The following is a 13403-nucleotide window of genomic DNA, read 5'->3' as shown; positions in this document are numbered from 1 at the left end:
CGGCAGGGTGCCTCCGATACTGCGGCTGAGCGTGACATCGATGCCGCCGCGCCCCGGCAGCGCATCGGCGGGCCGCGCCACCGGGAATGGCGGCGCGCCGGCGGCAAGGAAACTGCCCATCAGCATCTGGTCCGGCACGGCAGGCAGCACCGTCTGGCTGATCTGGACGCGGTCATTCTGGCCGGTCACTGCCCGCGCCGTCACGTCCCAGGCGACCGGGCCGGTGTCCGGCGCCGTGATCGTCCAGGCGGCGTTGCGGGCGCCGCCGGCCGGGATCGTGACCTTCAGCGGCGGCAAAGTGATTACCCCTGCCCGGCCCGTCAGCCCAACGGTCATCGCCGCCACTGTCGTGTTGCGCACCAATATCGTGGCCGCGTAATTGTCGCCGCTGCGCACCATCTGCGGAATGCCGGCCAGCAATTGCAGGTCCTGCGTGGTGCGAACCGTTGCCGATCCGGTGCCGAACAGGTCGCCCCCCGCCGTCGCCACTGCCACCATCCGGAACGCCGACAAGCTGTCGTTCGTGCGCAGCGGCACCACCGCCTCGCCGCGCCCATCCAACTTGACCCTGCCGACCCATGCCAGCAGCGGGTTGAAATCGCTGCGCACCGCGCCTGACAAAGCGCCGCCGCTCCCGCCGGCTGCTACCGCCTTGCGCCCATAATGGCGCTTGCCGACCACCTGCGTCTGCGCCGTGGCGTTGACGACGCCCAGCCCGCGCTCGGCCATCATGGCATCCAGCAGCTTCCAGCTTTCGTTGGGTTTGAGTTGCAGCAGCGCCTCGTCCACTGCGGCAAAGGCAATTTCGGCATCGGCAGGCAGCGTACGCCCCGCTGGCGCCGTGACCTTGATGCGCGCCAGCGCCGCCGCTTTGACCGGGTAGCTGGCGCGGTCGGGCGTCACCTTGACGGTCAGGCTGTGCGCGTCCCAGCCGACCTTCAACTTGGCCATGCCGAGGCGGAAGCTGGGCTTGGCGAGATCGACGAGCGCGGTCGGGCTGGCGGCCTCGCGGCTGAACCAAGGCAGGTTCCAGCGCCGGGCAAAGTCCGCCAGCCACAACCGCCAGCCGGCAACGCGCCCGCGCACCGCCAGCACCGAGACAGTGACATTGGGCGCATAATGGCCCTTCATCTGCACTTCGACGATCGGATCCTTGCCCGAAAGCGTAGTGACATAGCTGTCCATCACCCCGCCCTGCAGCACGCTGACCAGCGCCGTGGCCTCGCGGAACGGCATGCGCACTTGCAGGCGGGCGACGCCATTTGCTGCCACCATCGGCGCTTCGGGCACCAGGTCCATGCGGTCGCCATTGTCGCCGCCGAACCACCAGTCCTCATCACCGGCCAACCAGACGCTTTTGCTGGCCCGCGCGATGCGGGCGCCCTGGTCTGCGACTTCGGCCAGCGCGATGACTTCGCCGGCCACGCCAACATCGATCCGGCATGTCGCCAGGCCTTTGTTGTCGGTCAGAGCGCCGCAGTTTGCGCCAAGCTCTTTCGTCTCGCGGCTGTTGTCATAGGCGTAGAAACCGCCCACCAACCGCTTGCGATAGCTATAGGTCTCGCGGCTGAACAACCGCACCTTGACGCGCGCACCGCTGACGGGCTTGCCTGCCAAATCGAGCACCAGCAGCTTGAGCCGCAGGTCATCGCTTTTGGCCATCCAGCCATCGGTACGGATGCCGACCCTGAGCGCCGATGGCTCAAGCGCGATGCGGGCCGTCCGCGTCGCCACCTCGCCATTGGCATCGTCATAATCCATTTCCGCGATCAGTTCCGATGGCCGCGTCACCGCCGCGCCCAGCGCCACCATGATGCGCGCGGTGCCGCCCGCACCCAGCGTCACCGGCTCCAGCCGGGCGCGGGTGGGCGTTGTCGGCGCGGCGTCGGCCGCTTCGCCGTCGCCATCAAGCGCCGCGATGCCCGGCGTCACCGGCTCGCCGCCGAAACTCCAGTCGGGATAATCCGGCAGCGTCACGTCCCGCGGATTGACCTGCGTGCGCAGTTTCACAGGTGCGCCGGCAACCGCGCCGCCCGACAGATAGGACAGCGCCAGATCGATGGGCACGCTGGTCGGCGCCACGGCCACGGTTTTGGGGCCGGTCACGCCTGCGCGAATGGCCGGCAGGCGAAAGGCATCGACCTGCACCGTTCCGGCCTCGACCTGATCAAAACCTTCGCCCGACAATTGCACGGCATATGCGCCCAGCGGCGCCGATGCCGGCACGGCCCAGCTTGCCGTGCCGCTCTGCGCCGATGCCGCCAGCGGCACGTCGAACCCGGTGTCGGATGGCCAGTGATACAGCCGCAGTTTCGGCGCCTTGATCGCTGCACCCGGCCCGAAACCGCCATCCCGGCGCTGCCGCCACACCAGCTTCATGTTGACGGTGTCGCCCGGCCGCACCAGCGTGCGGTCGATAATGGCATGGACGGCCGCCGCGTCCGACAGGCTCGCCTGGCGCAAGCCGAAATCATAGGCCTGAATGCCCTCGCCCCAGCTTGTCAGAACAAAGGACATGTCGTCCGCCGTCCGCGCACTGATCATCAAGGGCTTGTTGTCGCCATAGCTGCAATCGCCATAGCTGGAGGGGCGCGGCAGACCGGCCGGGACCCGCGCCTGGCCGCTGGCATCGGTGCGGCCTTGCCAATATTGCCGGCCATCGCAGCTGTTGGTGACCGTCACCAACGCGCCGGCAACCGGCTTTGCATCGGACAGGCGGGTCACGAATGCCAGGCTGGCGCCGTCGCCCCATTGGAAATGCACCGCCATGTCGGTGACCAATGCGCCGGTCGCCACATAGCGCGTGCGGCCCGGCCCGAGCAGCGCCGCGCCCAAGGCCGGCGAGGCAAGTTCCACGACATGAAAGCCCTTGGTGCGCAGCGGGATGCCCACCACCTCGAACTGGCGTGGGTCCTTGGCGCGCGGCACCGTGAAACGCCGCGCCGGGCTTGCAGCGCCCAGCAGCGGCGTGGACCGGGTCGTTTCGATCTGGCGCGATTCCGCTGCGCCACTGCCGCGCACGTCATCGAACTTGCGGTCCTCCGCGCCCGCCAGCGTTCGGAGCCAGCCGGCAATCGCGGCGTCGCTGCGGACCGGCAAGGCGCGAGCGTTGAGGCTGTCGGCGCGGGCCGCCACCGGGCTTTCGACACCGCGCAGCGTCACCGGCAGCACGCCGCCCTCGGCTGCCTCGATGATGCCGAAACTGCCGGCGAATTTGGCCAAGGGCGGGAAATCGCCGGTCGTCACCGCCAGCGGAAACCGCGCGGCATTCACCAGCGGGCGACCGCCGTCATCGACCAGCCCCGGCGGCAGCATGATGCGATAATCGGTGCGCTCGGCAAACGGCCCGGCAAAGCGCACTTCGCCGACCGTGCTGGTCTTTTCGGTTGGCACCACCGGCGCACGCTGCACGCCATCAGGCCCGATGATGCGCGCCGACAGCGCCGCTGCGCGCGGCACATCGCCGGAAAATGTGACGCGCATCGCCTCAAGCGGCGAACAGCGCGCACCGGCATTGACCCGCGAACATTCCAGCCGGGCGGCAAAGGCCGGGCGGATGCGATAGGCCCGCCGCTCGGTCTCGCCCGCCGTCAGGCCATTGGCAGTGGTGACGGCGCCGTCCCACAACAGCGTCACCTTGCCGCCGGCTGGCAGTGGCCGGTGGCAGCGCACCGCGACGATATGGGCGCGCGGCACCGGTGCGGCGTCCCCCCAGCGCGGCGTTTCATGGCCGGCGGCCACCAGGAAATTCGACAGGCGCCAGTCGCCGCGTGCGCCTTTCACAATCGTATCGCGCACCCGATCAGGCAGGATATCGAGCGGCAGTCGCTCGCCAAGCCCTTCGACAAGGCACGCGCCGCCGGCCGCCACACTGGCGGGCGACGGCGCGGCATTCAGCGCCAGCAGAAAGACCTGATCCTCGGCAATCTGGTCATATTCCGGCAGCACGGCCCTGAGCGCCGGGCCGCCGGTATCGAACGCGAACTGCCGGGTGCCGGTCAACGCGCGGCCATCAGCATCCTTGAGGTTTTGTACAAGTGTATAATAGCAGCGCTGCCCGCCGGGCATCACGCCAGCAATATCAATGACATAATTTTGCGGATCGGCCCATCTTCCGGTGGAACCTGCCGAACAATTGCCCGAAACCGGTGCGGTCAGGCGCGGGTCGCCAAGCGCTGCCATGGGCGTGGCAAAGCGAATCGCGATTTGCTGCACACCCTGTACGCTGCCGGACGGCGAAAAACCGGTGACCTGCGGGGTCGGCGCACTCCAGGCGGCCGCGACAAGCGCGAACAGGCCGAACCCCAGCCCTCCGGACACCAGCCCCAATGCGCCCGCAATCTTCACACCGCGGCGCACGCGCATTCCTCGTTATGGGCAACACCGTGATGATGCCCCGATGGGCCTACGCAAACAAGCCGAAAACCAGCCATTGACTTGCAAAAGCCGATACAGTGCCATGCGCGAAGCACTGTCCGGAGCGTGTTCATGCGTTGTTTTCCCATTGCCTTGGCGGCCGCCTGCCTCGCCGGGCTATCCGCGTTTGCAACACCCGCGATTGCAGCGCCTGCGCTGCCGCCGCTGGTGCTGGATGCCGATGCCCCCGTCATGCTGGGTATCGCCGGGCAGCAGATCGGCCTGCGGCTGTTCACCGGCAGCATCGACCGCGTGACGCTCAGTGCCGCCAGCGCGGCGCGTCTCGGCATCAAGCCGCAGGGCCTGATGGGCAAGGCGACGCTCAAGATCGGCAATGCGCCGGCGCTGACAGGCCGCAACGCTGTCCAGTCCTTCACGCTTGCAGGCCAGCCGATCAAGCAGCGGGTGTTCTGGTTCCAGGGCGCGGTGATGAAGGGCGATGGCAGCGTCGGGCCATGGGCGTTCCCGCAGCAGCAGATCAGGATCAGTCTCGGCAATGCCGGCGCCGGCGATACGCCCCATGACTTCCCGCTCTATGGCGATATCAATTCCGGGACCTATGCCGGGGTGCGCGGCCGCCCCGATATCGGTCCCGGATTTGGCGTGTCCATCGCCATCGAGGCCGATTACCGCCTGACCATGGTCACCGCCGCGACCGGCGCAGACCTGGCCGGCGCGCTGGGCGGCACCATGACCGGCGATGTCTGGGAGGAGGAAATCCTGCTCGGCATCGTGCGGCCGGTGCGGCGCATGGTGCTGGCCCGGCCGCTGGTGGTGGGGCCGTTTCGAATCACGGAAGTAGCCGTGCGCGTCCGCGATCTGCGGGACGGCACCGGCGTGCTGGGCAACGAACAGCAGATCATCTCGGATGATGACGACCCGTCCGAAATCGTCGTCACCGGCAGCAGCGACCGCAACCGGCCCGTGGTGCGGCTGTTGACCCTCAGCCGGCGCCAGCTTGGTGAATGCAGCGCCATCGTCCTCGACAAGGCAGCGGCACGCTACACGCTGGAATGCAGTTAACCCGCGATGGTCTCACGCGGATATGTGCCCCACATCTGGCCGCGCAGGATATAGCCTGACTTGCCGTCCTTGCTGACGCGGCACCACAGGTCCTCGCACAAGGTGATAGTAACCACGGCGCCGGGCGCAATCCGCCAGGCGATGCGCGCCTTGACGTCGGGCGCGGTATACAGGACGCGCACGCCGCCGGTGATGACGCCGGTGCGGTCACCCTGCAACAGCGACTTGTTCATCCAGCCGACGGTGCCATCGGGATCGCGCAGCTGGCGCCAGATTTCATATTCCTTGAGCACTTCGACGGGCAGGCCGCGCCGCTTGTATTCCCAGACGATCGGGAAACGTTCGCCGGGACCGGTGCGCAGCATCGCACTGTTGGACTTGAGCGACACAAAGCGTGGCACCTTCAGGTCGGTGGTGCCATCGGCGCGTTCGGCTGCCATGACGGGCGATGCCAGCATCAGGCCAGCCGCAACGCCGAGGCGGGGGCAGAGACGAAGGAGTTTCAAGCTAAAGTTCATGGCGCCAAGTCTTGACCGCGCCCGCGCCAGAGCGCAACCCTTCGCACCATGCCTGCTTCCGCTTCTCGCCCCCGGCCCCGCGTCATTGTCACCCGGCGCCTGCCCCATGCCGTTGAAACCCGCATGGCCGAACTGTTCGATGTCGAGCTGAACCTGACCGACACGCCGTTCACGGCCCAGCAGCTGGCGCAAGCGGCGCGTGACTGCGATGTGCTGGTGCCGACCGTGACCGACCATGTCGATGCAGCCGTGTTTGCTGCCGCTGCCGAAGGGGGGCGGCTGAAGCTGTGTGCCAATTTCGGCGTCGGTGTCGATCATATCGATATGCACGCCGCCCGCGCCGCCAAGGTAGCGATCACCAATACGCCGGGCGTATTGACCGACGACACTGCCGACATGGTGATGGCGCTGATCCTGTCGGTGCCGCGCCGGCTTGCGGAGGGCGAAAAGCTGGTGCGCGCCGGCGAATGGCAGGGCTGGTCGCCCACCGGCATGCTTGGCCACCGCATTACCGGCAAGCGCCTGGGCATCATCGGCATGGGGCGCATCGGCCGCGCCGTGGCGACCCGCGCCCGCGCCTTTGGCCTGACCGTGCATTATCACAACCGCCACCGCCTGCCGCCCGAAGTGGAAGGCGAGTTGGAAGCGACTTTCTGGGCCGATCTCGATGCCATGCTGGCGCGGGTGGATTTCATCTCGATCAACTGCCCGCACACCCCCGAAACGCACCATCTCATCGACGCGCGCCGCTTTGGCCTGATGCAGCGCAATGCCTATGTCATCAACGCGGCGCGCGGCGAGATTCTCGACGAAAACGCGCTGTGCGAGGCGCTGGCGGCGGGGCGGATTGCAGGAGCAGGCCTGGACGTGTTCGAACGCGAACCGTTCATCGATCCGCGTCTGCTCGACCTGCCCGGCGTCGTGCTGCTGCCGCATATGGGCAGCGCGACATTCGAGGGCCGGCAGGCCATGGGCGAAAAGGTCATCGCCAATATCCGGGTGTGGGTGGACGGGCACCGGCCACCGGACATCGTGCTGGATGGGTGGGCGTAGCGCCGCGAGCGCGCAGGCCGCGCGCCCCTAGCCTTTCCCCAAGGTGACGCACCGCCTGCATTGGCCCATGTTCGGTGCGGATCATCACAGGAAGCCCCGCCATGAAAGCCATCCGTCTCCGCCATCCCGCCAGCCCCGACAATCTGCGTTATGAGGACATGGATGCGGCCGCCGCCCCCGGCCCGCACGAAATCAGCGTGCGCATCCGCGCCTCCAGCCTGAATTACCATGATTATATCGTCGTCATGGGCGGCATCCCTACCCCTGATGGCCGCATCCCGATGTCGGATGGCGCCGGCGATGTGCTGGCCGTTGGCGAGGGCGTCACCGAGTTCAAGGCCGGCGACCGCGTTGTCTCCACCTTCTTCCCGGCCTGGCCCGATGGCCTGCCCAGTATGGCCGGCTTTGCCAGCGTGCCGGGCGACGGCGCCGATGGGTTTGCGCGGGAAGAAGTGACGATGCCCGCCACCAGCTTCACCCATGCGCCGGCCGGTTACAGCCATGCCGAGGCGGCGACGCTGACCTGTGCCGGGCTGACGGCGTGGCGCGCGCTGGTCACCGAGGGGCAACTGAAGGCCGGCGAGACCGTGCTGGTGCAGGGCACCGGCGGCGTGTCGATATTCGCGCTGCAATTTGCCAAGGCGATGGGCGCCAATGTCATCGCGACATCATCGAGCGATGAAAAACTGGACCGGCTGAAGGCCCTGGGGGCCGACCATCTCATCAACTACAAGACAACGCCGGGCTGGGGCACCGAGGCGATGCGGCTGACCGGCGGGCGCGGGGTGGATCATATCGTCGAAATCGGCGGCGCCGGCACCTTGCCCGAATCCATCATCGCCTGCACCATCGGCGGCCATATCAGCCTGATCGGCGTGCTGGCGGGCTTTGCCGGGCCGGTTCCGACGGTGCAACTGATGGCCAAACAGATCCGCCTGATCGGCATCACGGTCGGAACGCGTCGCCAGCAGCAGGACATGATCCGCGCCATCGATGCGACCGGCATCAAGCCGGTGATCGACAAGCATTTCCCGCTGGAGAGGCTGGGCGATGCCTTCCGCCATCAGGCGTCAGGGGCGCATTTCGGCAAGATCTGCGTGGATATCTGAAGGGGCGCAGTTCGCTTTTTTAGCAACGGGCAGTCACCCCCGCAAAGGCGGGGGTGACGCGTCATTTGGGCGGGGTGGGAATTGGGCGGTCGCTCTCACGCGCCCGTCAGGATGCGGTCCACAAGCTGCTTGACGGTCGGCACGAAGCCATTGGAATAAAACGGGTCCGTCGCGAACCGATAGGCGCTGTGGCCACCGAACATCAGATTGGCTTCGGTGTCGCCGCCGTGCGCAATGTCCTGCAAGGTCTTTTGAATGCAGAAGCTGCGCGGATCGGCTAGGCGCCCTGTCGTGTTGGTTTCGTTGTCGGCCCAGCTTGAAAAGCCGCATTGCGACAGGCAGCCCATGCAATCGGCCTGGTCCTTGCGGATGACGCCGCGTTCTTCGGGCGTGACAAATACCAACGTGTTGTCGGGCGTTTTCAAAGCCTCGGTAAAGCCGGCGCCGTGCCATTCGCGCGCGCGCAGCAGATCATCGCGAGTGACGAAAAAGCTCTTGCGGCCAACGCCGACATCAAGCTGGAACTGGTGGTCGCCGGTCGCGGTAGTCGAGAACGCGACCTGTCGCTCGGAGCGCCCCTCCAACGACATCAGGAACGGGTTGCGCACGGCAGAGGAATAAAAACCCGTCGGCGAGAATTTGTGCAGCGAGATATCACCCTTCTTCAGGGTCATCAGCCGCTGTTTCCAGCCTTCCGGAATCGGGCTTTCCTGTGTCAGCAGCGGCCGCGTGCCGAACTGGAACACAATCTGGCCAAGCTCGGGATTGTCGATCCAGTCGGTCCATTCGTCCAGCCGCCAGACGCCGCCGGCCATGATGATCGGCACCGATTCGCACACACCCAGTTCGCGCATGGTGGCGCGCAGTTCCTTGACGCGCGGATACGGGTCCTGCGGCACGCGCGGGTCCTCGGCGTTGGACAGGCCGTTGTGCCCGCCGGCCAGCCACGGGTCTTCGTAGACAACGGCGCCGAGCCATTCAGCGGCCTTGCTGTAGGCGCGTTTCCACAAGGCCCGAAAGGCGCGGGCCGAGCTGATGATCGGGTAATAATGCACGCCGTAATGGGCGGCGATTTCCGACAGTTTGTACGGCATGCCGGCGCCGCAGGTCACGCCATTGACGAGGCCCTTGGTGCGTTCCAGCACGCCGTGCAGCACGCGGCTGGCGCCGCCCATTTCCCACAGCACATTGATATTGATGGCGCCAAAGCCGCGCTGCAATTCGGTCGCCGCCATGTCATAGGCGCGCGTCACCTGCTGCACGGCGCCCTCGATGGCATATTCGACCAGTTCTTCATGACGGTCACGCCGCGACAGGGCACGATATATCTGCGGGATGATGCGGCCCGTCGGGTCATAGCTGTCGGCATTGACAGCGCTGATGGTGCCGGTGCCGCCGGCTGCCGCCCAGGCGCCGGACGACAGATGGTTGGTGGCAGCGACTCCCTTGCCGCCTTCGACAAGCGGCCACATTTCACGGCCGCCCATGACCACCGATTTCAGCCCGCTCAGCATCAATGCGTCCGATCCATACCAACTCCGCGCCCCTGCGGTTGGCCCCTCGCGGTCACTTGCGACATCTTGGCCTGCGGGCGCAAGGAAATGATGCGTGGGCGGCTATTCTGCCGCAACAGCCGGAGTGGCCCGGTGCCCATATTGGAACTCCGGTCCGTCCAGCGCAACATTCGGCAACTCGTCGCGTTCGCGCCAGTAATCCTGGGTATGGCGCCATTCCGGCTTGGGGCCGCTTTTGGGCAAGGCGTGTTGGCCGCGCACGATGTAATGCGGGTTGAAATCCTCAAGGTCGAAAAACGGTGACAGCGGCATGCCGGCGTCCTCGGGACGCAGCACCGGCACGATGCTGGTGGCGCCGCGCGCCTTCATATGGGGCAGCAGCCGGCAGACGAACTGGCTTATCAGGTCGGACCGCAACGTCCAGCTGGCGCGGAAATAGCCGAACACCCAGATCATGTTGGGCACGCCGGTGAACATCATGCCGCGATAAGTAACGGTATCGGCCAGATTGATCGGCGCGCCGGCGATGCTGAAGAGGATATCGCCCAGCACGCACAGGTTGAAGCCGGTGGCCAGCACGATGATATCGGCAGGCACCTGCGTGCCATCGGCCATCGCCAGCCCTTCAGGCGTGAAGCGCGCGATCTCGCCGGTCACCACATCGGCCTTGCCGGCGCGGATACCGGCAAACAGGTCGCCATCGGGCACAAAGGCAAGCCGCTGTTTCCAGGGCGGATAGGCGGGCGTGAAATGCCGCATGTCATAGCCTTCGGGCAGCAGCGCCTGCACTGCGCCCAGAAGCTCGGCCTTGACTGTGTCCGGTTCCTCGATGCAGCGGCGGGTCAGCAGCGCCTGATCGTAGTTTTTCTTACGGCGCACGATTTCATGGGTCCAGGCCGGATCGATATCGAGCGGCCTGAGCAGTTCGGCGGTCTCATCGACATTGCTGGCCGGGAAGAAATAGGTGGGGGAACGCTGCACCATGGTGACATGGGCCGCGGTCTTGGCCATTTCAGGTATCACGGTCGCTGCCGTGGCGCCCGAGCCGATGACCGCCACATTTTTGCCGGCATAATCGGTGGCCGGGTCCCATTCCTCGGTGTGCAGCAGCTTGCCGGCAAAATCCGCCATGCCCGGCCATGACGGCCAATGGCCTTGACGGTGCCGGTAATAGCCCTGGCACATCCACAGGAAATTGGCGGTGTATTGGCGCTGCGAGCCATCGGCCAGCCGGGCAACCAGCGTCCAGACCTGCCGTGCCGGGTCCCAGTCTGCGGTTTCGATGGCATGGCCAAAGCGGATATGGCCGGCGAGATCATTCTCGTCGATCATCTCGCCCAGATAGGCCTGAATCTCGGCTGCGGTGGCAATCGGCGGCCCCACCCATGGCTTGAAGTGGAAACCAAAGGTGTAAAGGTCGCTGTCGGAACGGATGCCCGGAAAGCTGTGGGTCAGCCAGGTGCCACCGAAACTGGCCTCGCGCTCCAGAACGGCAAAGCGCGTGTCCGGCAGGCGATGGCGCAGATGCCACGCCGCCGACAGGCCGGAAATGCCGGCGCCGACGACGATGACATCGAAATCTGTGCCAGTTGCCTGTGCCTGTTCCTTTGTCGTGGCTTGGGCGCCTTGCATGATCTTTCTCCCCGGACTCGGCCTCGTAGATACTGCCGAATGCTGATGTGCGCCTTGATCAAGGTCAAGCTTCACAAATGACGGGGCTTGCGGCATGGCGCAGGTGATGAACGACATGCCCCCCAACCTCGCCAGCATCGACCCCGCCAGCATCCGGCGCCTGTACGGCCGGCGCCAGGGCCACAAGCTGCGTGTCGGCCAGGCCAGCCTTTATGACACGCTGCTGCCGCAAGTGGCGCTGCACCGCGATGGGCCGGTGACGGCGGCGGGCGTGTTCGGCGATGACCGGCCGCTGTGGCTCGAAATCGGCTTTGGCCGGGGCGAGCATATGGCGGCGCAGGCGCTGGCCAATCCGCATGTCGGTATCATCGGTGCCGAGCCGTTTGTCGACGGCGTGGTCGGCGCGCTGATCGAAGTGCAGGCGCATGGCCTGGGCAATGTGCGAATCTATCAGGGCGATGCGCTGGATGTGCTCGACCGGGTGGCGCCGGCCAGCCTTGATAGGGTGTTCCTGCTGCACCCCGACCCGTGGCCCAAGGCCCGCCATGCCAAGCGCCGCTTTGCCAACCCCGAGCCGCTGGATGCCGTGGCCCGCGCCCTGAAGCCCGGCGGGGAATTTCGCATCGGCACCGACCACCCGATCTATTGCCGCTGGGCGTTGATGCAGATGGGCAAGCGGGCCGATTTCGAATGGCTGGCGCAGTCGCCGCAGGATTTCCTGGTGCGGCCGGACGATTGGCCGCAGACCCGATATGAAGCCAAGGCACGACGGCTGGGGCATGAGGTGTGGTATCTGCGGTATCGCAGGACAGGCAGCACCGGGACATCATCATGACCAATCGCGATTTTCCAGCCACGCGTGCCGCCGGCCTGGAACGGCTGGCGGCGTTCGTGCCGATGGCCGGCCATGCCTATTCCACCGGGCGCAACACCGATCCGGGGCCGGACGCGCTGGCCAGCGTGTCCTTGCTGTCGCCCTATGTGCGCCACCGGCTGGTCTCCGAGCGGGACGTGGCCGCAGCCGTGCTGGCCCATTCCAGCCTGGGTTCGGCGGAAAAATTCCTGCAGGAAGTGCTTTGGCGCACCTATTGGAAGGGCTGGCTGGAAATGCGCCCCGCCGTCTGGACGCAGTTTGTCGCCGAGCGTGACCGGATGCGCGATGCGTTCCCCAATGCGCGCGCGCTGGCTGCGGCGGAGGCCGGCATGACCGGCATCGAGGGCTTTGACGACTGGGCGCGCGAACTGGTGGCAACCGGCTATCTCCATAATCATGCACGCATGTGGTTTGCATCGATCTGGATTTTCACACTGCGCCTGCCATGGGCATTGGGGGCGGATTTCTTTCTGCGCCATCTGATCGATGCCGATGCCGCCAGCAACACCCTGTCGTGGCGCTGGGTCGCGGGGCTGCAAACGCCGGGCAAGATCTATCTGGCCGGCGCCGACAATATCGCGCGCTATTCCGGTGGCCGCTTTGCCCCGGCGGGACTGGCGAAGACGGCACAAGCCCTCACCGAAGAATCGCCGCCGGCGCCCCGGCCCTTGCCGGCGGCCGCGCCGCATGATGACGACACGCCGGCGCTGCTGCTGGTGACGCATGAGGACATGAGCCCGGAAACGCTGTTTTCGCGGATGACACGGCTTCGCGGCGCCATTGTGCTGGCCGATGCCGGACTGGCCTTTGGCGACCCATCAGCGCGTTTTGCGGCAGCGGCCGCAACCGACACGGCGCAGCGCATCGCCGCGATGTGGTCGTGCCCGGTGACCGTCATGGACCGGCTGGACACCGGCGCGCTGGCTGCGGCGGCGCAGGCAGCCGACGTGCGCCGCATCGTGACGCCTTATGCGCCGGTCGGTCCGGTGGCGGATGCCTTGCGCGATGCGACTTCGGCACTGGCCGGCAACGGCATCACGCTGTCGCAGGCGCGGCGGTCATGGGACGCGCGCTTCTGGCCACATGCCACCAAGGGGTTTTTTCCGTTCAAGGCGCAAATGGCTGCCGGCTTGATGGCCGAAGGGGTCATGCGCGCATGATCGGCCTTTGGCGCGGGCGCCGGGGCAGCGGCTTTGTTGACCAGCCGCGCGAACGGTAATAGGCGAAAAGACGTGAACAGCTTCCTCGACTTTGAAAAGCCCGT

At 66.4% G+C, this 13403-nt stretch carries 9 protein-coding genes; 5 read left to right on the top strand and 4 right to left on the bottom strand.

Going from position 1 to position 13403, the window contains the following annotated elements; translation table 11 throughout:
* Positions 1 to 4365: alpha-2-macroglobulin family protein (locus RMQ73_RS13145; RefSeq protein WP_310498741.1), on the bottom strand; the 4365-nt coding region annotated here is incomplete at its 3' end.
* Between the two features lie 123 nt (positions 4366 to 4488).
* Between RMQ73_RS13145 and RMQ73_RS13140 the strand changes: the two genes are divergently transcribed.
* Positions 4489 to 5439 (top strand): hypothetical protein, encoded by a 951-nt coding sequence (locus RMQ73_RS13140; protein WP_310498740.1) that lies wholly within the window; start codon positions 4489 to 4491, stop codon positions 5437 to 5439.
* Here RMQ73_RS13140 and RMQ73_RS13135 read toward each other — a convergent pair.
* Positions 5436 to 5945 (bottom strand): SH3 domain-containing protein, encoded by a 510-nt coding sequence (locus RMQ73_RS13135; RefSeq protein WP_310498739.1) that lies wholly within the window; start codon positions 5943 to 5945, stop codon positions 5436 to 5438. The genes RMQ73_RS13140 and RMQ73_RS13135 overlap by 4 nt on opposite strands.
* Before the next feature lie 60 nt (positions 5946 to 6005).
* Here RMQ73_RS13135 and RMQ73_RS13130 point away from each other — a divergent pair, with 60 nt between their 5' ends.
* On the top strand, positions 6006 to 7010 hold the full coding sequence (locus tag RMQ73_RS13130) for a D-glycerate dehydrogenase (protein ID WP_310498738.1): 1005 nt from the start codon (positions 6006 to 6008) through the stop codon (positions 7008 to 7010).
* A gap of 101 nt (positions 7011 to 7111) precedes the next feature.
* Positions 7112 to 8119 (top strand): NAD(P)-dependent alcohol dehydrogenase, encoded by a 1008-nt coding sequence (locus RMQ73_RS13125; protein ID WP_310498737.1) that lies wholly within the window; start codon positions 7112 to 7114, stop codon positions 8117 to 8119.
* Between the two features lie 95 nt (positions 8120 to 8214).
* Here RMQ73_RS13125 and RMQ73_RS13120 read toward each other — a convergent pair whose 3' ends face one another.
* Both RMQ73_RS13120 and RMQ73_RS13115 read right to left on the bottom strand, forming a co-directional pair.
* Positions 8215 to 9633, bottom strand: coding sequence for a nitronate monooxygenase (locus RMQ73_RS13120; protein ID WP_310498743.1), 1419 nt, complete (start codon positions 9631 to 9633; stop codon positions 8215 to 8217).
* A 102-nt stretch (positions 9634 to 9735) separates the two neighbouring features.
* Positions 9736 to 11265, bottom strand: coding sequence for an NAD(P)/FAD-dependent oxidoreductase (locus RMQ73_RS13115; protein ID WP_310498736.1), 1530 nt, complete (start codon positions 11263 to 11265; stop codon positions 9736 to 9738).
* 115 nt (positions 11266 to 11380) lie between these two features.
* Here RMQ73_RS13115 and trmB point away from each other — a divergent pair, with 115 nt between their 5' ends.
* Positions 11381 to 12100: a tRNA (guanosine(46)-N7)-methyltransferase TrmB gene (trmB, locus tag RMQ73_RS13110; protein WP_310498742.1), complete on the top strand. Its 720-nt coding sequence runs from the start codon at positions 11381 to 11383 to the stop codon at positions 12098 to 12100.
* On the top strand, positions 12097 to 13299 hold the full coding sequence (locus tag RMQ73_RS13105; protein WP_310498735.1) for an FAD-binding domain-containing protein: 1203 nt from the start codon (positions 12097 to 12099) through the stop codon (positions 13297 to 13299). The genes trmB and RMQ73_RS13105 overlap by 4 nt, the downstream gene beginning before the upstream one ends.
* Positions 13300 to 13403 lie beyond the last annotated feature (104 nt).

Origin of the sequence: Sandarakinorhabdus sp. (assembly GCF_031430775.1) — a bacterium.
Lineage (GTDB): Bacteria > Pseudomonadota > Alphaproteobacteria > Sphingomonadales > Sphingomonadaceae > Sandarakinorhabdus.
Note: the sequence above shows the minus strand (reverse complement) of the source record. Positions and strands in the feature narration are given on the sequence as shown.